General features: G+C 59.0%; 16 protein-coding genes. 7 read left to right on the forward strand and 9 right to left on the reverse strand.

The genetic code is table 11. The features are described from left to right. Nucleotides 1–456: 456 nt before the first annotated feature. The 3 genes from ACM1ZW_RS03070 (at nucleotide 457) to ACM1ZW_RS03080 (ending at nucleotide 9,505) form a co-directional block, all read left to right on the forward strand. The gene (locus tag ACM1ZW_RS03070) at nucleotides 457–915 is read left to right on the forward strand and encodes an REP-associated tyrosine transposase (RefSeq protein ID WP_414880584.1); all 459 of its coding nucleotides are present in this window, start codon (nucleotides 457–459) and stop codon (nucleotides 913–915) included. 243 nt (nucleotides 916–1,158) lie between these two features. Next, a complete protein-coding gene (locus tag ACM1ZW_RS03075) occupies nucleotides 1,159–4,275 on the forward strand; it encodes a transglycosylase domain-containing protein (RefSeq protein WP_017340610.1) in 3,117 nt (1,038 codons plus the stop codon). A gap of 154 nt (nucleotides 4,276–4,429) precedes the next feature. Then, complete coding sequence (locus ACM1ZW_RS03080) at nucleotides 4,430–9,505, forward strand: NEL-type E3 ubiquitin ligase domain-containing protein (protein ID WP_416740147.1); 5,076 nt, start codon at nucleotides 4,430–4,432, stop codon at nucleotides 9,503–9,505. Nucleotides 9,506–9,550: 45 nt separating this feature from the next. Here the strand turns inward: ACM1ZW_RS03080 and ACM1ZW_RS03085 are convergent, their stop codons facing one another. The 6 genes from ACM1ZW_RS03085 to ACM1ZW_RS03110 all read right to left on the reverse strand — a co-directional run bounded on the left by ACM1ZW_RS03085 (nucleotide 9,551) and on the right by ACM1ZW_RS03110 (nucleotide 16,579). Further along, complete coding sequence (locus ACM1ZW_RS03085) at nucleotides 9,551–10,798, reverse strand: hypothetical protein (protein ID WP_416740792.1); 1,248 nt, start codon at nucleotides 10,796–10,798, stop codon at nucleotides 9,551–9,553. A gap of 66 nt (nucleotides 10,799–10,864) precedes the next feature. After that, the gene (locus ACM1ZW_RS03090; RefSeq protein ID WP_416740148.1) at nucleotides 10,865–11,365 is read right to left on the reverse strand and encodes a CS1 type fimbrial major subunit; all 501 of its coding nucleotides are present in this window, start codon (nucleotides 11,363–11,365) and stop codon (nucleotides 10,865–10,867) included. Nucleotides 11,366–11,370: 5 nt separating this feature from the next. Next, nucleotides 11,371–12,111, reverse strand: coding sequence for a molecular chaperone (locus ACM1ZW_RS03095; protein ID WP_414880563.1), 741 nt, complete (start codon nucleotides 12,109–12,111; stop codon nucleotides 11,371–11,373). A 43-nt stretch (nucleotides 12,112–12,154) separates the two neighbouring features. Further along, complete coding sequence (locus ACM1ZW_RS03100) at nucleotides 12,155–13,426, reverse strand: hypothetical protein (protein WP_193393038.1); 1,272 nt, start codon at nucleotides 13,424–13,426, stop codon at nucleotides 12,155–12,157. 35 nt (nucleotides 13,427–13,461) lie between these two features. After that, nucleotides 13,462–15,984, reverse strand: coding sequence for a TcfC E-set like domain-containing protein (locus ACM1ZW_RS03105; RefSeq protein WP_416740149.1), 2,523 nt, complete (start codon nucleotides 15,982–15,984; stop codon nucleotides 13,462–13,464). Nucleotides 15,985–16,087: 103 nt separating this feature from the next. After that, entirely contained in the window at nucleotides 16,088–16,579 is a 492-nt protein-coding gene (locus tag ACM1ZW_RS03110; RefSeq protein ID WP_017340617.1) for a CS1 type fimbrial major subunit, read from the reverse strand. 506 nt (nucleotides 16,580–17,085) lie between these two features. Here ACM1ZW_RS03110 and ACM1ZW_RS03115 point away from each other — a divergent pair. Further along, a complete protein-coding gene (locus tag ACM1ZW_RS03115) occupies nucleotides 17,086–17,661 on the forward strand; it encodes a PadR family transcriptional regulator (RefSeq protein ID WP_017340618.1) in 576 nt (191 codons plus the stop codon). Further along, nucleotides 17,658–18,443, forward strand: a complete 786-nt coding sequence (locus ACM1ZW_RS03120; RefSeq protein ID WP_416740150.1) for a siderophore-interacting protein — start codon at nucleotides 17,658–17,660, stop codon at nucleotides 18,441–18,443. Before ACM1ZW_RS03115 ends, ACM1ZW_RS03120 begins: the two co-directional genes overlap by 4 nt. Nucleotides 18,444–18,478: 35 nt before the next feature. On the opposite strand, the gene ACM1ZW_RS03125 is transcribed toward ACM1ZW_RS03120, so the two are convergent. After that, nucleotides 18,479–19,114, reverse strand: a complete 636-nt coding sequence (locus ACM1ZW_RS03125) for a Pr6Pr family membrane protein (RefSeq protein WP_031319104.1) — start codon at nucleotides 19,112–19,114, stop codon at nucleotides 18,479–18,481. A 2-nt stretch (nucleotides 19,115–19,116) separates the two neighbouring features. Further along, entirely contained in the window at nucleotides 19,117–19,347 is a 231-nt protein-coding gene (locus tag ACM1ZW_RS03130) for a VF530 family DNA-binding protein (RefSeq protein WP_017340621.1), read from the reverse strand. Between the two features lie 285 nt (nucleotides 19,348–19,632). Here ACM1ZW_RS03130 and ACM1ZW_RS03135 point away from each other — a divergent pair, with 285 nt between their 5' ends. Beyond that, entirely contained in the window at nucleotides 19,633–21,015 is a 1,383-nt protein-coding gene (locus ACM1ZW_RS03135; RefSeq protein WP_017340622.1) for a carbohydrate porin, read from the forward strand. A 112-nt stretch (nucleotides 21,016–21,127) separates the two neighbouring features. Continuing rightward, a complete protein-coding gene (locus tag ACM1ZW_RS03140; RefSeq protein ID WP_017340623.1) occupies nucleotides 21,128–23,536 on the forward strand; it encodes a glucose/quinate/shikimate family membrane-bound PQQ-dependent dehydrogenase in 2,409 nt (802 codons plus the stop codon). A 144-nt stretch (nucleotides 23,537–23,680) separates the two neighbouring features. Here the strand turns inward: ACM1ZW_RS03140 and ACM1ZW_RS03145 are convergent, their stop codons facing one another. Next, nucleotides 23,681–23,992 (reverse strand): NGG1p interacting factor NIF3, encoded by a 312-nt coding sequence (locus ACM1ZW_RS03145; RefSeq protein WP_416740151.1) that lies wholly within the window; start codon nucleotides 23,990–23,992, stop codon nucleotides 23,681–23,683. Nucleotides 23,993–23,994: the final 2 nt, after the last annotated feature.

Below are 23,994 nucleotides of genomic sequence, written 5' to 3' on the forward strand. Positions count from 1 at the left end.
GGAGATGGATTGTCTGGATTTGTAGGATTTTTCGCCATTTGAAACACCGCCGAGTATTGCACGGTATTGGTGCAGCGTCATGCCCCTGCCTACGCGGAATTTACCTGCCGACCCCTCTACCTCAACGATTTCAGACCAATACGTTGCCTTTTGGGTGAGGTTGTCGTTGTGGCGAGGGGATTTATCCCCGTCCGGCTGCGTAGCAGCCGTAAACCCTTCAAACGCGATCTCTTTGAAAGAACGGGGATGACTGATTTGGGGCGGCTGCGCCACCCAACGGGGATAAATCCCCTCGCCACAAAGGCACTTTCACCACAAGGGCAGCTTCAGCACAAACGCATCCTCGCCACATCCTTCTCAGGAAACAGAATTTTCGCTCAACAATTGCAGCGCCGAACCGGCCTATCGGGCACTAGCCTGAAAGCGTCATCCGACGATCCCCAAGGAAGCAATGGATTGCCTACTCAACCTAACTCTCATCGTCTGCGCTTCGGCCGACATTCCGAAACCGGTCGTGCCTATCTCATCACCGCAGTCGTCCATGATCGCCAACCTGTATTTTCTGACTGGCGATTGGGTCGCCTTCTCGTCGCAGAAATGCAATGGACTCATGATTCGGGTGTTGTAGATTCACTTGCCTGGGTTGTCATGCCCGATCACTTTCATTGGCTGATGCAACTGCAAGACAGCAATTTAGGGAATGTCATCGGCGCTACCAAGGCACGCTGTACCCAGGCAGTGAACAAAATGACCGGACGACGCGGCCCCCTGTGGCAAACCGGCTTTCACGACCGGGCAATCCGTGATGGCGAAGAACTCCTGCCCTATGCTCGCTACATTGTTGCCAACCCATTGCGTGCTGGGTTGGTGAAAAAAATCGGCGATTACCCGCTCTGGGACGCCTGCTGGCTCTAACATCGAACACCACTTCTGTGGCAGCCCCCTGTGGGGAGGAGACTTATTGTGGAGAGGGGATGAAGGGTTTACGACTGCTGCGCAGCCGAACGGGGATAAATCCCCTCGCCACAACCGCTCCGTCTTGCCAAAAATTTCGACACTCCACGCATCATTTACTACTCCACAATTTTTTCACCATCGCCAACCACCGTCTAAGCTTCAAACAAGTCCGATCAATCTGCGTGAATGGATCAGTCGACTATGGGTGCTTTGTGGCAAACCGATTCGAGTAAAACTGTGGTTCCGACTGAACGTTTGGATGAAGCGCCTTTACCTGAAAAACCTCGCCGTAGTCGCACGAAACACGGCTGGGGCGCCTTCTGGTTGTTGCTGTTGATTATCGCGATTGTCGTGGGTCTGGCTGCCGCCAAGGAAATGCGCACCTCGAAGCTTCAATCCCGGGAAGCCAGCAAATTTGCAGCGACCCTGAAATATGATTTGCAACCCGGTCCCAGCGACGCCATTCGCTACCCCGGCACCGGGCCGTTCGATCTGCGATTGGGCTACAGCTCGCTGGGTGAATTCCTGCCGCGATTGCTCAAGCGTGATTACGTCATCTCGGCCCAGACCCGATTTTCCCAGGCGCTGATGGACTACAGCGACAACGGTCTTTTCGTGCCCTACCCGGAGAAGATCCAGGCCGGGTTGTTGATCACCGATTGCCGGGCGGCACCGTTGTATCAGTACAAATATCCGCAACAACTCTATTCGAGCTTTGATGCAATTCCACCCGTGGTCGTCAACAGTTTGCTGTTCATCGAAAACCGCTTCCTGCTCGACCCTCGTCAACCCCGGGCCAACCCCGCCGTGGATTGGCCACGGTTCGGCATGGCCGCGTGGTCGCAGGTTGCCAAGTTGCTGCACATGCCCGGCCAGTCAGCGGGCGGCAGTACCCTGGCGACGCAACTCGAAAAATACCGTCATTCACCGGATGGCTTAACGGTGTCGGGTGGGGAAAAAATCCGCCAGATGATTTCCGCCACCGTGCGCGCCTATCAGGCCGGCCCGGAAACCCTTGAGGCTCGCAAGAACATCGTGCGCGATTACCTTAATAGCGTGCCGCTGTCGGCCGTGCCGGGGCACGGCGAAGTCCATGGCATGGCCGAAGGTCTACGTGTCTGGTACGGCGCCGATTTCAACAAGGCCAACGAGGCGCTGGCCAGTACTGCCACGGACCCGCAGAGCCTGGCCGCCAAAGGCCTGGCCTTGCGTGAAATGCTGTCGTTGATGATCGCCCAGCGCCGCCCTTCCCACTACCTGACCAAGGGCCGTGACGAACTGGCCGACCTCACCGACAGTCACATTCGTCTGTTGGCACAGAACAATGTCATCGATGCGCCGTTTGCGGCAGCCGCACTGGCCAGCAAAGTGACCTACCGCGACTGGCAGACCCAGCCGACCATTCAACCGATCGAAACCAACAAAGGCATCAGCGTGGCGCGCAGTCGACTGGGCGGCTTGCTCAATCGGCCGCTGTACGACCTCGATCGCCTCGATCTGTCGGCCACCACCACCCTGCAAGGTGACCTGCAAACCCAGGCCACCGAATACCTCAAGCATTTGGCCGACCCCGCCTTTGCCGCGCAAATCGGCCTGATGGGCGAACGCCTGCTCACGCCCACCAGCACCACGCAAGTGCGCTATAGCTTCACGCTGTTCGAACTGACCCCGGACGGCTCGCGGGTGCGGGTGCAGACCGACAGCACCGATCAGCCATTCGACATCAATGAGGGCAGCAAGCTGGAGTTGGGCTCCACCGCGAAAATGCGCGTGCTGACCACTTATCTGCAAATCATCGCCGAGCTGCACGACAAGTACGCCGAAATGACCGTACCGGAATTGAAGAAAGTCGACGTCCCGGATCAGGATCGCCTGAGCCGCTGGGCTGTCGATTACCTGATTGAGAACAAGGACCGAAACCTGCCGGCCATGCTCGGCGCCGCGCTGGACCGCAAATACTCCGCCAGCCCCGGCGAAGCTTTTTTCACCGGTGGCGGGCTGCACACCTTCGTCAACTTCCGCAAGGAAGACAACGGCCGCCTGCCGACCCTGCGCGATGCCCTGCGCGAATCGATCAACCTGCCGTTCATTCGGCTGATGCGCGATCTGGTGCGCTACACCACCTACTCCGGCCCGAACAACAGCGCTGCACTGCTCGGCGACGACCGCGATCCCCGGCGTCAGGAATACCTGGCCGAGTTCGCCGACCGCGAGGGCACTTCGTTCCTGCTCAAGTTCTGGAAAAAGTACAAGAACAAGGACACCCAGGCACGGCTCGAAACGTTCCTCGACAGCATGCGCCCGACGCCGATCCGTATAGCCGCCGTGCATCGTTATCTGCTGCCGCAGGCCAGCCAGGAAAGCTTCAACACCTTTGTGCGCGCGCACCTCACAGGCGTCAAGCTCACCGAAAAACTCACGGATGAACGCCTTCAACGGCTCTATGAAAATTACAGTCCCGGCCGCTACGACTTGCCGGATCAGGGCTTCATCGCCAAGGTTCACCCGTTGGACTTGTGGCTGATGGGCTATCTGCTGAACAACCCGGATGCCAAGTGGAGCCAGATCGTCAAGGCCAGTCAGTTCGAGCGTCAGGAAGTCTACAGCTGGCTGTTCAAGAGTCGTCACAAGGGCGCCCGCGACAGCCGTATCCGCACCATGCTGGAAATCGAGGCGTTTCTCGACATTCACGCGCGCTGGCAGAAAGTCGGCTATCCGTTCGATCACCTGGTGCCCTCGCTGGCCACCGCCATCGGCAGTTCCGGCGACCGTCCGGCGGCGCTGGCGGAGCTGATCGGCACCATTCTCAATGACGGCGTGCGCATGCCGACGTTGCGCATCGACAGCCTGCATTTCGCCGCGAATACGCCCTATGAAACCAAGCTGATCAACGATCCGGATGTGGGCAAACGGGTGATGCCCTCCGAAGTCGCCACGGCCATGCGCGAGGCCTTGTCACAAGTGGTCGATGCCGGTACGGCGAAACGCGTTTCCGGCAGCTTCATCACACCCGATGGCAAACCGTTGGGAATGGGTGGCAAAACCGGGACCGGGGACAACCGCATCGAAGCCATTGGCTCCGGTGGGCGAATCCTGAGTTCGAAGTCGATCAACCGTACCGCCACCTTTGTGTTCTTTATCGGTGAAAGCCACTTCGGCACGATGACCGCGTTTGTGCCCGGGCGCACGGCCGAAGCCTTCAAGTTCACCTCGGCGCTGCCTGTGCAGGTGCTCAAGGGCATGGCACCGATTCTCACGCCGTATCTGCAACCCGGCACGCATACCCAATGCCTGCCGGTGGAGGTGGCGCGACGCTGATAAACAATGGCGGTAATTAATTATTTTCGGCATTGATAATTCCAATGTCTTTTCACAGAGGAACGCGGATCAAGCAGCGGTAATTCAAACTTTTACTTTGAGCCTCGGGCGTTAGGCTGGTCACTCCACTTAATGCTCAAGGTTTATTAAAAGCATGACTGACTTACACGGACGTATATCAGCGCTACCGACACCCGGGGACGACGACAACAAAGGCCGCCACTACGCGTTCATCAAGCGCCGTATCCACCCCGCTTTCAAGGGAGCTTCGCTGCGACGGATTCGGGAGCTGAGCCTCACTCGAGCGACTTCGGGGCATTGGGTACAGACCACCAGGGATTTCGATCACACGCCGTTACAGGAAGCCAACCTTGAACTCTGGTCCGCTCAAGACACAGTCGACCAGGTCATGGAAAAGGTGCAAGGCGTTTACGAGTTCGCCGAACCGTTGCTGACCGACGCGTTACTGAAACAGTTCGGTGTCGACGTCAATGTAAAGACAACCTGCTTGTACCTTTATCTACCCAAACAGCTTCCCTGGTATGCCAGCAACATCAACGGCGTGGTGACCCGAACCGTTTCCTTGCTGGACGCGGCACTGCATAACTTCTCGAGCAAGGAAACCTGCGAGGTCGACTCGAATTACATCAGCCAGCCTGATGCGCTCGGGCACTTCGACATCCTGCCGATCAAACGCAAAATGCCCATTGCCCGGTTCCAGAGCCTCTGTCGCGAACTGGATATCGGGGCGCGTTACACGAAGTACCTCGAAGAACAGTTGCTGCCCAGTGACGGCCTCGCGCAGGTTGTTTTGAAACGCAAGATCGTCGAGAGCGAAAAAGCCGCGTTCAAAGCGGCCGCTGAACTGGCCGTTCTGACAGGCGAGATCGATGCCGAGGCCCGCGACCTGGTCCTGAAGATGCTCGATGGCCAGCGCAACCTGACCCGCAAAGGCCGGGTGATGCACTTCGCCGAATTGTCCATTCTCGACAGCCTGCTGACCGGAATCGTGTTGATCGCACCGAGGCCGGAACAACGCATCCGTGACGTGACACCGGTGATTGTTTACGTCCCGCAGGACCCTGAGCACCCGTTGAAAGAGTACCCCTCGACCGTCGCGTTCATGAATGAACTGACGCGTCAGTTGCGCGACAACGACATCGCATCGTCCACCGGCATGACCTACCAGCAATACTTCAGCCGGTTCGTCGATCAATCAGATCGAGGGCATTTTTTCGGTGGGCTGCAACAACGTCTGTTCGAGGTGAAATCGCATCAGAAAGAGCCGCTGGACCAGGGGCCGAGTTGGCGGGAAGTGCCGGTTGACAACCCTAATCTGCATGTCAAAGCCGCACCGATTCCCGGCGAACTCTGGGAGTACCTCTTCCAGCAAAAACTCAACAAAGTCCTTAATGACGCCCGGCACATTGCGGTGTCCACCGCCGATGCCGATTCCAATGCCCGATGGGCCTGGTGGGATAACTTCAAGAAAATAGTCTCGGACATCTTCAACATCGCCCTGATGGTCGTCACGCCGTTCGTTCCCGGGCTGGGTGAAATGATGATGGCCTACTCCGTGTATCAGATGACCAGCGACGTCGTCGAAGGCATTGTCGACATGACCTTCGGGATGTGGACCGAAGCCGGCGAACATATTGCCGGTGTGGTCTCGGACGTTCTTTCGCTGGTGGCGTTTGCCGCCGGCGCGAAGATCGGAAACCTTGCACGCCTGAAACTGTCGCCGCTGATCGAAGGCATGAAACCGGTCACCCTGCCCAACGGCGAACCCCGGCTGTGGCATCCCGACCTCAAGCCTTATGAGCGGGCCGATGTGAAGTTGCCGGCTGACGCCAGCCCTGACGCGCTGGGACTGCATGCCCACGAAGGCCAGGACATTCTGCCACTGGACGACAAGCACTACGCCGTGCAAAAGGACCCGCAAACCGGCAACTACCGTGTCAAACACCCACATCGCGACAATGCCTATTTACCCGAGATAAGACACAACGGCCGCGGTGCCTGGACTCATGAAGCCGAGAACCCGCGAGCATGGGATCGACCGACATTGATGCGTCGCCTCGGCCACTCGGTGGATGGCTTCAACGACCTGCAACTGGACAACGCTCGCATCGCCAGCGGCACTGACGACGCTGCGCTGCGCCGGATGTACGTCGACAACACCGCCCCGCCACCGCTACTGGACGACAGCCTCACACGCCTGAACATCCAGCAACAGACCCGACAAGCCATTGAACGGATTCGCACCGGCCAGCCCCTGGATCCTGCCTCCTGGTGGTTTGAACCCCTGGCGACTTACCTGAACGGCTGGCCGGCGGATAAAGCCCTGAAGGTTTACGAAGACGTCGACATGAGCGGCCGGTTCCGCCAGTACGGCAATGCCGAGGCGAGCGAGGCGCAGACGCTGTCCACCAGCCAGTCGCAGCTCATGAGCGAGCAGTTTGCGCCCAGGCTTGTCGAGTTCCTCAGCGAGGAAGAGCTGCAAGCGGTGCTCGGCCGGTCAACCGTCAAAAGCGAACGGGTGCAAGCATTGCGTGATCGTCTGGCGGACGAAGCCAGTCGACTGAACGCTGACATCGTCAATCAGCTTTACCAAGGTGCCCAACCGTCCGACGATCCGCAGATCCGGCTCGTTCGCCAGGCATTTCCCGAGCTGCCAAGCCGTGCGGCACAGACGCTGCTGAACAGTGCCGACGCTGCCGACCTCATGCGCCTGACCGAGGAGCAACGTCTGCCGTTGGGCCTGAAAAGCCGAGCGCGTGAAGCGGCCTTCGAAGCCCGGACCAACCATGCGTACGAAGGCTTTCATGACGGCGCGCAGTGGGTAGCGGAAACCGAACGCCTGGTGCTGAACGCATTGAGGATTCATACCGACACGTTCGCGCAATTGCGCATCGAGGTTCGCGAAGGCAACGATGCCGGCCCCTTGCGCAGCAGCGTGGGTGCACACGATTCGGCGACGGTCCGGGTGCTGGTCAAGGATGATGTGAACCAGTTCGAGGTCTGGGACGCCGCCAACCACAAACTGCACGAAGCCACGGATTTTTACGAAGCGGTCCTCAACGCGTTGCCGAAAGACAAACAGGCGCAGTTGGGTTATCGGCCGGGCCAGGGTGCCTTTCTCAAGCAATGGGTGATGGCCAAGACCGAGACACCGGCGCAGCGCCGCACTGCCCTCGCCGCACCGCCGATCCGCCCGACGGCGGACCACGAAGCCATGACGCTGTTGCGCGGCCCCGGTTTCTCCACGACAGCCGCCACACTCACCGAACGGGTGCAGGATATATACCCCCACTTCAACGAACGCGAGGTCAATACCTTCGTCCGCTCCCTGGGATCGCAGGAACAGGGGCATCAGACACTGACCCGACTGGACCGCGAACTGGATGACCTGCGGGTACTGTTCAATCGCTGGCGCTACCAGCAGCCGGACAGTTGGGGCCCGGATCAACGCGGATTCATGAACAGCGGCGGGTTGCACATCGTTGAACGGTTCATCGATTGTTTCAAACGCAAGTCCACGGTCTTTGGTGAGCGCAGTCTCACAGCCGACGGCGGTTATGCGCTGGACCTGTCCACGGAGTTCGAGGTGCTCGACCTCGAACGCTGGTGGAAGGATCTGCCGGACATCAAACACTACCTCGATCAGATCAGCACCTTGAATCTCGACCGCACGACCTTTTCCGAAACCGCCTCCGGCCTGTTGAACGACTTCCCTCATCTGCGGCAACTGAGCGCCCGCAGTTGCGGGTTGACGCGACTGCCCGAAACCATTGGCAAGATGCACCACCTGCAAACCTTGCGGCTGATGAACAACGACATCACGTTGACCCCGTCCGCCGTCGAGCAACTGCGCAACCTGACACGCCTGGAATCCCTCAGGCTCGATGACAACAGGCAACTGGGCAGGCTCCCGGACGTCGGGCGCATGCCCAAACTGAGAATCCTGAGCTTGAGCAACACCGGGGCCACCACCTGGCCCGATGGCCTGTTCGGCCCCTTCAACAAGCGTCGACCCCGTGGCTTTTTTCTGGATTTGCAGGAGAACCCGATCAGCGTCATTCCGACGGTTGTACCCGGCTCCGAGGATGCCTTCCTCCTGGCGCGGACCCGCTTGTACGAAAAGCAACTCTCGGACAAAAACCTGGTCATTTTCAAAGCGTATCGACGGTCAGTCGGCATCGCACCCAAACAGGTCTACGCCGACGCTGCACGAGACACGATGAACCTGTGGCCGATGAAAGACGACTCGGTCTGGTGGAGTGCCGAGGTCTCAGGGCTGGGGACTTTTCGGGAGGAAGCCTGGCACGATCTGATGACCGAGCCTGGCTCTGAAGATTTCTTTGCCTTGATCCAGAAGCAGACCCGCTCGGCCGATTACCGGGCCGGCGGCGAATTGCGCCAACAGCTCAGCAGCCGGGTATGGCGCATGATCGAAGCCATCGATCTGGACACCGGGTTGCGCAAGGATCTGTTCGAAATGGCCAGGGCGCCCACCACCTGCGCCGATGCCGGGGCCCAGGTGTTCAACCACATGGGCATCAAGGTGCTCGCCTCCGAAGCCTATGCCCTGTCGACGTCCAACGCCGTCCTTGAAAGCAAACTGGTGAACCTGGCAAAGGGCGCCGCTCGCCTTGCGCGCGTGGATGACATTGCCCGTGCCGATTTCGGCAGCCGGCCCGGCAATCCCGATGAAGTGGAGGTGTACCTCGCCTACGAAACCGGCCTGGCCCAGCGCCTCGGTTTACCCTGGCAATCGGAGTCGATGCTGTATCGCCGTGTAGCCGGCGTAAGCGCAGAAACCCTCGACACGGCCTTCGAGACGGTGATGTCGATGGAAGCAGGCGATGGCTTGGTCAACGACATGCTGGAACAGCCGTTCTGGCAGAAATACCTGCGTGACACCTACCCGAACGAGTTCCGGCGCAACACCCGGCTGTACGAAGCCAGGAGCGACTTGCTGGAAGAGTTGCGCGAAGTCCAACACGCCTGGGCCAACGCCAAAGGCCAGCAGATTGCGCAACGACGCGCACTCAAACAACGCCTGCTGGACCTCGCTCGCCGACTGGATATTGATGAGAGCGTGGTACTGACTGATCAAGACATGACCGATGAGGTCTACGGCGGATTGCTTCACGACATGGGCTACGAAGAAAAAGAGCTGAGCAGAAAGCTGACCCGTGCAGCGCTGCAAAAAGACGCACAGCCGTAATCGGCAAAACCCTGATGCATCGAGTGATGCATCAGGGTTCAACCCTTAACCCACTTCCGAATCCCAGACGACCGTGACAAGGCCGGAATAGGATCGGGCGGTACCGGGCTTGATCATTTCGTCGACCTCGTCCCGGGCAATCTCGAAGTGCAATGTTCCCGGCCTGCGATCGACATAAAAGTGTGGCAGGAACAGCTCGGTTCCAATGCCGTCGCGCCGCAACGGTCGGCGGTTGACCGGTTGCGCGGTGGCATCCACCAGGCCATTGGGCAGGGTCACGCTGACGTCGAGCGGTACGAAATGACCGGAAACCGGGTCGCGCACCGAACAGCGGTTACCGTCCATGGTGTACTGGCAGTCGAGGTTCATCTTGAAGCGACTCGACGAAGACACATTGAACGTCTGATCCCGGAACAGCCGTGTCGGCTTGCGCCCCTGCGTCAGCCACGCTTGCCAGCCGCCCTGCGGGACCAGTTCAACGCGATTGCCACCCGGTGGGATCTCGACCTTGAGGGTGTGTTGCACTTCCAGCGTGAAATTCAGCAGGAGTGTCGAATCGGTTGGCTGCATGACGTCACCCATATCGAAATCGCCGTTCGGTCCGACGCTGTAGGTCAGGCGTCCCGAATAACGGCCCGAAGACATGCCCAACGGGTTCGGTGTGATCAGTTCATAGGCGAAATCCAGATAGCTGTAACGCAACCAGGGCACGTTGAACCTGGCCTGCTTATCGCAGCTGGCCTCCGCGGGTGTTTTCCAGAAAAAGCCATAGGTATTCGACCCCACAAGCCCTACGCCACTGTAAAGACAGGGAGCGGGCGCATACACCCAACTGGCGCCCCAGAGTTGAGCGTGAGCAAGTTGATAGCTGCTCCCTCCACCGACAAGACTGAGAACGTCCTCCGTCACATACCGGGAGCCCAGACCTGCAATTCGAACCTTGACCGTCTCGGGTTCGCCCGTCGTTTCATGCACCACGGACAACTCACGCCACTGTGCAGGGACCTTGAACGTGGCACCCTGGCGCGACGACGGGTGATTCGCCTGGATCGGCGCATTGGAGCTGAACTGAATCGGCACGCGCAGGCTGAACATGTCGTTGTCACGGCACTCGCCAGGGTAACTCGCGCAATAACCACTGGAAGGTGTGTCATTCCTGAATTTATTCTGCTGAGGGTTTGCAGAATCCGGTCTGAACGACGCCAGGATCGAGACTTCTTCCGACCAGGCTGAAGAACAGGTGAGCAACGATAAAATCCCGATCCCGACACAGCAAAGTACCTGCCGCCCCATGCCATGTGAATGATTCATGTTTTTTCCTCTGAAACGAGTCAGGTCAACAGCCAATCCTGCATGGCATCACGCACCCGGCAGCACTGCGTTGAAAATCAAATTGACGCTGCCGAAATAGCTGCCCGGTTTATAAATCCCATCCACAGGCGGCATCGGCACGATCTCCAGCAACACACGTTTACCCGGCGCGGCATCGCTCATCGACACCACCTCGCTACTGTTCAGTTCATTCAGCACATGGCCGTTGAACAGCACGCGCAAACCAATGTCATGGGCATCCGTCCCGTTGGACAGATAGGGCCTGCCCTCAAGGCGGGCTTCGATGGAACCGGACTCATTCTTGACATCGAAATACTTGCGCAAGCTGCCCAACGTCGAGGTCGACAGATTCCATGGCAATTTCTGTTCGCGGTGAATCCAGCCAGGGTCAGCGGGGATGACGTAGAACGCCTGGCTCGGGATCGTCACGAACACGTCGAATTGATGCACCTCGCGAGCGGCAAACGCCGAACTGCTTGCCCACAGAACCAGCGCTGGCATCAGCAATACCATCAGTTTTCTGAACATGATCATCAGCCTTTCACGTCGAGTTTCTTGCTGCTCTCGCCTTCAACCAGGGTGAAGCGATACTCGCGACCGGCCTGTTTCTCGAACTCGAAACTGCGGCCCGCCAGAATGTGATGCTTGGTAGTCGGCTGGCAGTCCTGTTCTTTCTTGACCGCGCAGTCCTTGAATTCGTCGATCACCACCACGGTGTTGCCGTTGTTGCGGATACGGTAACGGCTCGCGTCGTTCTCGATCACGCTGGCGTAACGCGTATCCTTGGGACGGACGAAAAACACCGCGCCATACCCGGCCAGCACCGTGACGCCGGCGGAGAGGGTTTTCTTGTATTCCTCGCGTTCTTCACCCGAGACCGCGAATTCGTCTTCCTTCTCGGGCACCACCGGCACGAAACGCACGCGGAAGTATCGCTCGCGATCACGCTCGCCCATGTACAGCAGTCGCGTGCCCTGCATGCCACCGGCGGGCACGATCAGCCGCGCCGGGCTGGCCATCAAGCCGTCCCGGGCGCTGCCGTCGGCACTGGATTCGAGCGGCACTTCCTGCGACTTGCCGTCGGCGTCATAAAGGATTTCCAGGATGTTGACCTTGACGAACGCGGTGCTGTCGCCGCCGTTGAACACGCGTTTCAAGAACGTACTTTTGTCGCCATCCAGATAGTCGTAAACCGTGCCGATATTGATGCTCGGCCCAGCGTGTGCGATTTGTGCAACCAGTAAAAAACCAAACAGTGCCAACAGGGATTTCATTGTTCTGAACCTCGTCAAATGAACTACAGCAAAGTGCGACCCGCTAAACTTCCGAATCCCAGACAACCGTCACAGTCCCGGAATACTGTCGCTGATGACCCGGTTGCAGCATCTGCTCCACTTCGCGGGAAGGAATCTCGAAGTGCAGCGTTCCGGGTCTGCGCTCCACGTAAAACGCCGGCTGGAACAGTTCGGTACCGCTGCCATCCATCAGCAAGGGCCGCCGTTCGACGGCTCTGCCGCTTGCATCGCTCAAGCCACGGGGCAGGCTGACGCTGACGTTCAGCGGCACGAAATTGCCGGATACCGGCTCGCGCAACGAGCAAGTCCTGCTGTCTTGGGTGTGCTCACATTCGAGTTTCATCTTGAAGCGCGAACTGGCCGAGATGTTGAAGGTCTGGTCACGGAACAGCCGCGTGGGTCTGCGGCCCTGTTGCAGCCAGGCCTGCCAGCCGCCTTGTGGCACCAGTTCGACGCGATTGCCACCCGGCGGGACTTCGACTTTGAGGGTGTGCTCGACGGTGAGGGTGAAGTCGAGCTGGATGATGTTGTCCGAGGGCACAACGATGTCACCCAGATCGAAGTCGCCGCCCGGGCCGATCGTGTACACCTGGGTCCCGGTGTACACCCCGGTGGACATTTTCAGCGGGTCAGGGGTGCGCAGCTCGTAGGTGAAATCCAGATAGCTGAAATTGAAACCGGGAATAAGAAACTTCGCCTGTTTCGCACACACCGTTTCCTGAGGCGTCAGCCAGAAGAACTGATAACCGGTAAATCCGTATTGATTATTTGGGCCAATCGCCACGCATGGACTGGGCGCCGTTTGCCAACTGGTGCCACCCCACAGCACGCTGTGAGCCATATTGGTGTTTGTTTCGCCGGTAAGCTGTCTTACATCATTACTGAGGTTGTGAACACCGCCCAGCCCGGCTATACGGATTTCCACCTCGGCGAGCTCGCCGGTGTCACGATTAAGGACCGTCAACGAACGCCACGCGGCGGGCGTCTTGATCATCGCGCCCTGTCGCACATCCTGGTGATTGGGCAGGATGGGACCACCGAACGGAACATTCCCCACGTGGGAGCGCAGGCTGAAAATATTGTGAGTCTTGCAGATGGCGGGATAGTTGCGACAGAAGCCCTGATTAGGCGTGGTATTCCTGAACTCATTCTTCTGCGGATTGCTCGGGTCAGGGTTGAAGGTGGCTGTAATCGGCATAACCCTGGCCTCGATCTGCGGAGCCGAAACGATCAGGCAGGCGCCAAGGAGCAAGGCGCTGGTGCTCGTACGCCCGAGGGCAGTCAATGATTTCAGCACATTAAAAACTCCAGAAAATTGAGCAGCGTCCATCAACCCGCCCTCTGCACGGCATCGGCGACGTCCGCCAGGGTGTCCGGCGTGCAACGCAGGTCGCCGATCATCAGCACGTTGTTTTCCGCGCGACCATTGCTCGGGTCGAGGCGGAACTGGCACAGCAACTGGTTGCCGTGGCGCACTTCCAGGGTCGGGGAACCAGCGTTCATTTCCATGGAGAAGAAGCCGTCCACTTCACTCACCCCACGGCTGGCGTGGTTGATGATGTGGTGGCCCTTGAGCGGCTTGCCCTGAGGGTCGATCAGACGACCGAGCACGGTGAGAGTTTTCATCACGCGAATCTGGCGATAGTCCACGCCGCCCTTGTTCAGGTGGTAGCTGGAGCGCGCCGGCTGGATGGTTGCAGCCGGAACGTGATTGCCCTCGAAATCGAAACTGACCGAGCTGCTTTTGTAAGCCGTGATCGGTACGAAATTGCGCCCCGGCTTGAGTATCGCGCTGCCGCCGCTCAAGTCGTCGGCACGCAGGGCGATGTCATCGATGTCCGATTCGACATCGATGATCATGCCCGCACCGTTGCGGTGGTACTGGCTGGTCATGACCATTTTTTGCCCGCCGACGGCGACGGTGCTGTCGAGGTTCAGGCCACCGGTGAAGTCGTTGTTGTAAGAGGAACGCTGGATAAATCCGTCGGCGTTGGCCAGGTCCGATTGCATCGTCGCCATCGCGTTCATGCCGATGCCATAGGTGTCGGTGATGGCCGTGGCGGAAACGCTTTGCAGCAGGTGATCCTGCAAGTCTTTGCGGTAGGTGACCGAAGCATTGTTATCGCGCCCGCCGTCGCGATCGGTACGAGTGCCGATGCTGCCGGAGATCTGTTCGCCCGGACCGCCCAGGGCAATGTTGAGGCTCAGGTCGACGCCGCGATTACGGTCATTCCCCGAGCTGAAGCTGCCCGGTCTGTCGAACAGCGACAGCCGCCAGTTGGCGTCGCTGCCGAACAATCGGCCGCGCTGGCTCCAGCCCAGATCCACGCCAACGCCTTCGGTGTTGCCCTCGCTGTGGGACACCCGGGCATTGACCGAACTTTTACTGGTGAGCCGATGGTTCACCGACAGCGAAGAGTTACTGGTCTGGCCGATAAATACGTTGCGTTGCCGCACTCGCGTGCCGTCCGGCAGCGTGTCGTAGAGCCGGGTGGTGTCGAGCCAGCTGCGATTGTGGCTGGCGACGATACTGCCGCTGCCGTAGGAATACAGACCCTGCACGTCGAGGCCGGTGCCGTAGTCCTCGGTCTTGTAGACGTTGGCATAGACACTCGCGTTGTTGACGATCGCCCAGTCGACCGACGTGCCGTATTGCAGGGTGTCTTTCACCTGTCGGCCCGACAGGCCGAGGATCACCCGCGGGTGCAGCAGGAAGTTGAATGCGGCGCCGGCCGTCATCTCGCCGTCAGCCTGATCATCCCAGTTGCTGAGCATTTTCGATTCACGCCCGGCGAACAGGTTGTAGCGCCAGCGCTCGTCATGATTGCGCCAGTTGTTGGGTTTATAGACCAGTTCCTGCGTGCTGGAGGTGATCTGGCCATCTTCGATCAGACGCACTTCCACTTCATAAATGCCACCGGGCAGTGGCCGCGTATCGAGGGTCTGCAAACCGGCCGGTATCGCCTGAGTATTGATCAGCAAACCGTCGCGATAGATTTCCACCGAACCCTGCCGATTGGCCGTGACGTAGATCGGGTAGACCGCCGGTTTCGGGTTGTTGATGGCCAGGCTGTCGGAGCTGCCGTACATGACGCCCAGCGCGGTGTCGGGGCTGGCGCCAAAGGAGCGCGGCTGACGGGTCAGGCCTTCCGAGTTGGGCGTGAATAAACCCAGGCGCAGAAAATTGCCTTCCAGTTCGCGCTGAGTGAAAAGCTCGTGCACGGCGTGATAAAGCTGATTGTCCACACCGCCCAGTCGCGACAGTTGCAGGTTCACCGCTTGAGTCCAGTTACCGAGACTGCTGCTGGCTTCCAGACCGTAACGACCACCGAGGTCCTGGTTCTGGCCACCGTTGAGGTTCAGCTGATTGCGCACGATCAACCCGGTGCTGCCGCCTTCGGGCTGGTTGTAGTAACGCTGGACCTGATCGTCGCGTTCGGCGTTTTCCGTGAGAATCGACACCAGCGAGTTTTCCAGGCTGTAGTACACGGCCAATAGCTGCTCGGGGCATTTCGCCTTGCAGTCGCCCAGCGCCACGCCTTGTTTCAGGTAATTGGTCCAGGTCTCGCGTTCACTGGCTTTGATCGTGCTGTCGCTGACATCGGTGAAGTCAACGAGGGTGATGCGGTCGTCGCGGGTTAACACGACCATCGCCTCACCGAGAAATTGTTGGTCACGTTCCACGCGCACCGCCAGCGGCACATCAAAGAAGTGTTCTTCAAACTCGCTTGGCAGCCCCTTGGCCTGCGCCAACAAACTTCTCGGTGTATTGCCGTTTTCCATGGGTGCGGCCAAGGCCGATGCGCAAAAAAAAAGGGCAAGCGCCGTCGCGATGGGAGTCATCGGGAACATGAACAAAATACTCAATGGATAAATTCGTTAAAGCCGATCGACAGACAAAAACTTGCCTGCCGACCGGTCAGGCTACCAAGCAGGACGAGCCTTGGTTCAAGACTTAAATGCGGGGGACAGCATCGAAAATCACAGTAGGACTAACGGTGTACAGGCCGTTCTGGTCGGCAGCCGGTTTGGCGGCGGATATACGCAGTTCCGCGCGCATGCCGCCATTGGATTCGGCGTCACCTACCACCTCCTGAGTGGTACCGGTCAATACTTTTCCATTGAAGGTGTAAGTCAGGGGAATGTTTTTCGCCGTATTACCGTTGAACAAGGGTTGCGGGCCGCCTTCGACGTAAGCGTTCACCGAACCTTCGGTGTGTTTGATATCGTACATGCCAACCACGTCTGTCAGGGTTCCGTCAAGGACGCGGTATTGCATTCTCTCGTCTTTACCAAAGTCCGGGTTTACAGGCTGGGCATAAAAGATCGAGCTCGGGATTTCCGCGGTAATGTTGATCGAGGAGCGCGATTCTTCCGCAGCGAACGCCATCGAAGAACTCAGGGCCAGGAGGGTCATCGGAACGGCGATTGCAAACTTCTTGAACATTGTTGAGTACCTGTCTTTTTCAAAGTGATTGGTCCGTGGAAAGCGTGAGCGATGCAAATAGCGGACTTAGATAGTGGCAATTTGGCTCAACTTTCAACGCAGAGAATGATCGACCAATTTTCGTAGAAAGTAAGTACGAAACTTCCGAAGAACATGTAGTCACAACAGCCCATAACAAGAAAGAAAAAACCTGAAATTCAATAATTAATCCGTTAACCCGACAGAAACATACTACAAACAGTTTTAATAAAAAAAGCATACAGACAAATAGAAACAAATGTTCCGTGAGAAAAAGACTACTCAGGCGTAACTATTAAAAATTCCCGCTGTTAGTTGCGCACAATTAGATCAACCACTCTAAAACAGCAAGCCACAAAACGGCGTTTTCCCACCCCTGCACTGAAATCCGCCCTACGTCCTTCGGCGACGACCGTTGGTCCTGTTCGCTTGCCTTGCCATTACGATATATCTTAAGTTGTATCTAAACACGCCAGAGACAAGGAAAAATGAGAGACCATCATTCCCCCCACCGCGAACACGGTGACGGCCGCGACGGCTTCGAGAAACGCCCCGGTCGCGAGCGTGGCGGCCGAGGCCCCCGGGTGTTTGCCCCCGGCGATCTGAAATTGCTGCTGCTCGCGCTCATCGCCGAACGGCCCTGCCACGGCTATGACTTGATCCGTCAGATCGAAGGTATGTTCGACGGTGCCTACAGCCCCAGCCCCGGCGTGATCTACCCGACCCTGACCTTCCTGGAAGAAAGCGAAATGATCCAGGGCGACGCCGAAGGCGGGAAAAAACGCTACAGCGTGACCGAGACCGGACGTCTGTCTTTAAGTGAGCAAGCGGTTGCACTGGACGGGGTGCGCATGCGCATCGATGTCAGCAAGCGCTCGTTACGCGGCCATGACCGTCCGGCCGAAATTCACGAAGCGGTGCATAACCTGCGTCATGCGTTACAACTGCACCACGGTCGCTGGAGTCCCGAAGAAATCCTGCGGGTCGCCGCTTTGCTCAACGACACCGCCAAAGCCATCGTTGATGGTCCCTTGGTTCAATCCCCTGCGGAGAAAGCTGAATGACTGAAGTGATCGAGCACACCATTCACCGCGTCATGCATGAAATCAAACGCCGCCGCCTGCAAGTCTTGCGCGTGGTTGACCTGACCCCGCGCATGCGCCGGATTACCCTGGGCGGCCCTGAACTGGCCGGCTTCATCAGCCTGGGCACAGACGACCACGTCAAACTGCTGTTCCCGCAGAACGCGGCAGAACAAGCGGCGCTGGAAACCCTGGTTCTCGGTGCGGGCAAAGACAACGGGCCGATGCCGGCGATGCGCGACTACACCCCGCGGCGCTATGACCTGGACACGCTGGAACTGGACATCGACTTCGTCCTGCACGGCGACGGCCCTGCCTCGACCTGGGCCGAGCAGGCCAGGCCGGGGCAATTCCTGCACATCGGTGGGCCACGGGGATCGATGATCGTACCGGACATGTTCGACAGCTATTTGCTGATCGGCGATGAGACGGCAATTCCCGCGATTGCGCGGCGTCTGGAGGGTTTGGCGGCCAATCGGCGAGCGCTGGTGATCATTGAGGTGGAGAACGGCGCGGAACAGCAAAAGCTCGAAAGCCCGGCGCAGGTCAATGTGATCTGGGTGTTGCGCGACGGTGGCACGAACAATCTGCTGACCACGGTGAAGGAATTGCAGATACCCGCCGGCCATCTGTACACGTGGGTGGCCACAGAGAGCAAAGTGTCACGGCAGATTCGTCGGGTATTGCTGGACGAGCACGGGCTGAACGATCAATTCCTCAAAGCCGTCGGCTATTGGCGGCTGGACGACAGCGACGAGGAGTAACAACGCAGGTCAGGGTTGATCAGACGTCAGTGTGATCAGCCTCGACGGCGATCCAACGCGATCACCACCAAGGCAATCAGCACAAACCCCGCCAACAATCCCCCGGCATTCACAAACACCTGTGGATAACCCAGCGTATCCACATCAATGAACGGGTATGGATAAGTCGCCAGCAGATGCCCGCGCAGCAGTGCATACGCGAAATACACCAACGGGTAAATCACCCACAGCGCGATGTGCCGCAGACGCAAGGTGCCTTTGGGCACGCACAACCACCACCAGGCCAGAAACAGCAACGGCATGACATCGTGCAGCAGCTCATCGGCCAGCCATTGCCAGCCTTCGGGATGCCACAGATGGCGCAACAGGACGTTGTAGGCCAGGCCGACCACGGCGATGCTCACGGCAATCCCGCTGCTCACCCACGGTTGCAAAAACCAGCGCCGTGCAGCGGATTCGCGGGACGTCAGTGCGCAGGTCAGCACAGTGGCCACCAACGTATTGGTGAGCACAGTGAAATAGCTGAAAAAGCTCAGCAGCCCACCCAGCAAACTGGCGCCCAGGGCCCAGCGCGAATAGAAAATCAGGTACAGCTGAATGCTCAATCCTGCCCAGCCGAGCAGCACCGCCACCGCCACAAAACGACGCCTCGCGGCAGACTGGCTGACCATGTTCAGAGCGGTCGCTTGGTGCGCATCAACTTCACATACAACCGCTCGACTTTTTCCCGCGCCCACGGGGTCTTGCGCAGGAACGTCAGGCTCGACTTGATGCTCGGATCACTCTTGAAGCAGCGGATATCGATGCGCTCGGCCAGCCCCGTCCATTCGTAATGTTCCACCAGAGTGTTCAGGATCTGCTCCAGCGTCACGCCGTGCAGCGGGTTGTTGTTCTGTTCGGTCATGCCGGGCCTTCGAGCGATGAATGAAATGCAAGGCGCGCACCTTATCCGAGGGGGTGGTCCGGTGGAAGGGCTGTGCGCGCTATCTGTTAAATGTAGGTGAACTGCGACAGATCGCCCCGCGACACTGTTACCAAATCCGAAAGAATTCATGTCGGTAAAAGCGCTTTCTCTATTTGTAACAGAACATTATCCTTGCGCCCCGACAAGCTGAAACGATTCTTCCATTCGCTTCAATCCTGCTGTTCCCCGTTCACTCCCTAGAAAAAGACCAAGAATTTCTTCTCTATGCCTTATTTTCAATCTTCGCGAGACAGCGCTGTCTGCCTTGCTGTTGCCAGCCGAAAAGCCTTGAACCTGGTCGGCGGATTCACCGCAATGGGTCTCGCCACCTGCGCTCAGGCTGCACCGGCCTTTGATAGCGAATCGCCTTGGATGCTCGGCGACTGGAACGGCACGCGCACCGAGCTTTCGGAAAAAGGCTACGACTTCAAAGTCGATTACACCGGCGAAATGGGCAGCAATCTGCACGGCGGCTACGACCACGATCGCACCGCACGCTACAGCGATCAGTTCGGCCTCGGCGCACACCTCGATCTGCAAAAGATCCTGGGCTGGGACGACGCTGAATTTCAGCTGACCATCACCGAGCGCAACGGCAACAACATCAGCAACGACCGCATCAACGATCCACGGGTCGGTGGTTTCACTTCCGCTCAGGAAGTCTGGGGCCGCGGGCAAACCTGGCGCCTGACGCAGATGTGGTATCAGCAGAAATTCTTCGACCGCAAGCTCGACATCAAGGTCGGCCGTTTCGGCGAAGGCGAAGACTTCAACAGCTTCCCCTGCGACTTCCAGAACCTGGCGTTCTGCGGCTCTCAGGTCGGCAACTGGGTCGGCGGCATCTGGTACAACTGGCCGGTCAGCCAATGGGCGATGCGGGTCAAATATCACCTGACGCCAGAGCTGTACGCGCAAGTCGGCGCGTATGAGCAGAACCCGTCGAACCTGGATCGCGACAATGGTTTCAAGCTCAGCGGCAGCGGCACCCAGGGCGCGATCCTGCCGGTGGAACTGGTCTGGACACCCAAGCTCAACGGCCTGCCGGGGGAATACCGCGCCGGTTATTACTACAGCAACGCCAACGCCACCGACGCCTACAAGGACCGCAATGGCCAGCCCGCCGCCCTGAGTGGCGAGGCCTACCGCAGCGCGTCCAGCAAGCACGGCGTGTGGCTCGGTGTGCAGCAGCAACTGACCAGCCGTGCCAGCGACCACTCCCGTGGCCTGAGCGTGTTCGCCAACGGCACGATGCACGACAAGAAGACCAACGCCATCGACAACTATGTGCAGGCGGGCGTCGTCTACAAAGGCTTGTTCGATGCACGGACCAAGGATGACATCGGTTTCGCGATGGCCCGGGTTCATGTCAATCCGGCGTACCGCAAGAACGCCGAGGCGAGCAATCAGGCCCGTGCAGTCTACGACTTCGACGACCCGTCCTTCCTGCCACCGCAAGACACCGAATACAGCGCCGAACTCTATTACGGCGTGCACGTCACGAACTGGCTGACCGTGCGCCCGAACCTGCAATACATCCGCCACCCCGGTGGCGTGGACAAGGTCGATGACGCGCTGATTGGCGGGATCAAGGTCCAGTCGTCGTTCTAACCCACAGGGACTTGCATCAACGAACCCAATTGATATGAACCATGCCCGCGCCGGATCGTCATCTACAGTGAACTTGCGCGGGACTACTTGAAACGTCACGGAGAACCACACTATGAGCACTGATGGTGCTTTGAGTCGAAGCCGTCTATTGCCGACCCTGCTCGGCATTCTGCTTCTGCTAATGGGCCTGGCCATGCTGGCCGGGGGGATCAAGCTGAGCATGCTCGGCGGCTCGCTGTATTACCTGCTGGCCGGTATCGGCCTGGCACTGACCGGCGTGCTGCTGATTCTGGCCCGCCGCGCCGCCCTCGGGCTTTACGCACTGGTGCTGTTCGCCAGCACCGTATGGGCCTTGTGGGAAGTTGGCCTGGACTGGTGGCAACTGGTGCCGCGCCTGGCGATGTTGTTCGCGCTGGGTATTGTCATGCTGCTGCCGTGGTTCCGTCGTCCGCTGCTGCGCGAAGGCGAAGCGAAGACGGGCACTGGCGCGCTCAGCATCGCTGTGGTGCTCGCCGGTGTTGCCGCACTGGCCAGCCAGTTCACCAACCCCGGTGAAATCAAGGGCCAACTGGACCGCGACAGCGTCCCGGGCATGACCAACACCGCGCCAGCCATGCCGGATGGCGACTGGAACTCCTACGGCCGCAGTGCCCACGGTGATCGTTACTCGCCTCTGACGCAGATCACTCCGCAGAACGTAAACAAGCTCGTTCCGGCCTGGACCTACCGCACCGGCGACCTGCCGGGGCCGAACGATCCGGGTGAAACCACCGCCGAAAACACCCCGCTGAAAGTCAACGGCATGCTCTACGTGTGCACGCCGCACAGCCAGGTGATCGCGCTGGACCCGGACACCGGCAAGGAAATCTGGCGTTTCGATCCGAAGCTCTCCACGCAGAACGCGGCGAACTTCAAGGGTTGGGCGCACATGACCTGCCGTGGCGTGTCGTATCACGATGACGCCGTCTACGCTTCCGAGCAGAGCCCGACCGGCAGCGCCAGCGCTCCCGTCGCCAGCGTCTGCCCGCGCCGGATCTTCCTGCCGACCGCCGACACCCGTCTGATCGCCCTGAACGCCGACACCGGCAAGATGTGCGAAGACTTCGGCAACAAAGGCCAGGTCGACCTGAGCGCCAACATCGGCGGCTTCAATGCCGGCGGTTACTACTCCACCTCGCCTCCAGCCGTCACCAAAGACCTGGTGGTGATTGGCGGCCACGTCACCGATAACGTTTCCACCGACGAGCCGAGCGGCGTGATCCGCGCGTTCGACGTGCACACCGGCAAACTGGTGTGGAACTGGGACAGCGGCAACCCGGACGACACCACGCCGATTGCCGAAGGCAAGGTCTACACCCGCAACTCGCCGAACATGTGGTCCATGTTCGCCGTCGACGAAAAACTCGGCATGCTTTATCTGCCGATGGGTAACCAGACTCCGGACCAGTTCGGTGGTGCGCGCACCCCTGAATCGGAATTGCACGCCGCCGGCCTCACCGCCCTCGACATCGCAACCGGCCAGGTTCGCTGGCACATGCAGTTCACCCACCATGACCTGTGGGACATGGACGTCGGTGGTCAGCCAACCCTGATGGACCTGAAAACCGCTGACGGCGTGAAGCCGGCGGTCCTCGCGTCCACCAAGCAAGGCAGCATCTACGTGCTGGATCGCAGCACTGGCCAACCGATCGTGCCGATCAACGAAGTGCCGGTGCCTCAGGGCGCTGTCGAAGGTGATCACACGTCCCCGACCCAACCGAAATCCGACCTCAACCTGATGCCACCGCCGCTGCAAGAGCGCGACATGTGGGGCGTCACCCCGTTCGACCAACTGATCTGCCGGATCGACTTCAAATCCATGCGCTACGACGGCCCGTTCACCCCGCCGTCGCTGCAGGGTTCGATCGTTTACCCAGGCAACTTCGGTGTGTTTGACTGGGGCGGTTTCTCGGTCGACCCGGTGCGTCAGATCGCTTTCGTGAACCCGAGCTACATGGCGTTCAAATCGAAAATGATCCCGGCCGCCGAAATCGCGGCCCAAGGCCCGCGCAAAAGCGAAACCGAAGGCGTGCAGCCGAACAAAGGCGCGCCGTACGGCGTGGTCCTCGAAGCACTGCTGTCGCCAATGGGCTTGCCGTGCCAGGCGCCGGCGTGGGGCTATGTGGCGGCGATCGATCTGACCACCGCCAAAGTCCTGTGGAAGCACAAGAACGGCACCGTGCGTGACAGCTCGCCGGTTCCGATCCCGCTGAGCATGGGCGTGCCTAGTCTGGGTGGCACCATCACCACGGGTGGTGGCGTTGGTTTCCTGAGCGGCACCCTCGACCAGTATCTGCGTGCCTACGACGTGAAAAATGGCAAACAGTTGTGGGAAGGTCGCCTGCCTGCAGGCGCGCAAACCACGCCAATGACCTACACCGGCAAGGACGGCAAGCAATACGTGCTGGTCGTCGCGGGCGGTCACGGTTCGCTGGGCACCAAGCAAGGTGACTATGTGATTGCGTACAAACTGTCCGAGTAAGTTTTAGCGGCGGTAAAGGAAAGGCGACTCCTGTGAAGGGGTCGCCTTTTTTGTGGGTGAATGAACGCAATCCTTTGTAGGTTTATAAATACTGGGCAACAAAAAACCCGCCTTGGCGGGTTTTTCATTACAGCGGCCAGGGGATCAAAAATCCTCCAACCGCCACACTTCGTAAGCCGGTGTCTCGTAGGGATGGCTCTGTTTCAAAGCCGCCACCACCTGCCGGATCAACTCATCCGCCACCACCAGCTCAACTTTCCATTCATCAACCTGTTCGACCTGCCCCGCTTCGCCAATGAACGGCTGGCTGCCATCCAATGGGCGAAACTGGCCCTGGCCCAACACTTGCCACGCGCAGTGATCATAAGCCCCGATCCGTCCGCCACCGGCGGCGAATACGGAGCTTTTGACCCTTTCGACATGACTGTCGGGAACAAAAAAGCTGAGCTTGTACACGG

The sequence above is a fragment of the Pseudomonas sp. NFX71 genome, assembly GCF_048079215.1.
In the GTDB taxonomy this organism is placed as follows: Bacteria; Pseudomonadota; Gammaproteobacteria; order Pseudomonadales; family Pseudomonadaceae; genus Aquipseudomonas; species Aquipseudomonas fluorescens_B.

Coding starts and splice junctions, on each gene's coding strand:
- ACM1ZW_RS03075 (WP_017340610.1), top strand. CDS start 1,159: ATGGGTGCTTTGTGGCAAACCGATTCGAGTAAAACTGTGGTTCCGACT.
- ACM1ZW_RS03080 (WP_416740147.1), top strand. CDS start 4,430: ATGACTGACTTACACGGACGTATATCAGCGCTACCGACACCCGGGGAC.
- ACM1ZW_RS03085 (WP_416740792.1), bottom strand. CDS start 10,798: ATGGGGCGGCAGGTACTTTGCTGTGTCGGGATCGGGATTTTATCGTTG.
- ACM1ZW_RS03090 (WP_416740148.1), bottom strand. CDS start 11,365: ATGTTCAGAAAACTGATGGTATTGCTGATGCCAGCGCTGGTTCTGTGG.
- ACM1ZW_RS03095 (WP_414880563.1), bottom strand. CDS start 12,111: ATGAAATCCCTGTTGGCACTGTTTGGTTTTTTACTGGTTGCACAAATC.
- ACM1ZW_RS03105 (WP_416740149.1), bottom strand. CDS start 15,984: ATGTTCCCGATGACTCCCATCGCGACGGCGCTTGCCCTTTTTTTTTGC.
- ACM1ZW_RS03110 (WP_017340617.1), bottom strand. CDS start 16,579: ATGTTCAAGAAGTTTGCAATCGCCGTTCCGATGACCCTCCTGGCCCTG.
- ACM1ZW_RS03115 (WP_017340618.1), top strand. CDS start 17,086: ATGAGAGACCATCATTCCCCCCACCGCGAACACGGTGACGGCCGCGAC.
- ACM1ZW_RS03120 (WP_416740150.1), top strand. CDS start 17,658: ATGACTGAAGTGATCGAGCACACCATTCACCGCGTCATGCATGAAATC.
- ACM1ZW_RS03125 (WP_031319104.1), bottom strand. CDS start 19,114: ATGGTCAGCCAGTCTGCCGCGAGGCGTCGTTTTGTGGCGGTGGCGGTG.
- ACM1ZW_RS03130 (WP_017340621.1), bottom strand. CDS start 19,347: ATGACCGAACAGAACAACAACCCGCTGCACGGCGTGACGCTGGAGCAG.
- ACM1ZW_RS03135 (WP_017340622.1), top strand. CDS start 19,633: ATGCCTTATTTTCAATCTTCGCGAGACAGCGCTGTCTGCCTTGCTGTT.
- ACM1ZW_RS03140 (WP_017340623.1), top strand. CDS start 21,128: ATGAGCACTGATGGTGCTTTGAGTCGAAGCCGTCTATTGCCGACCCTG.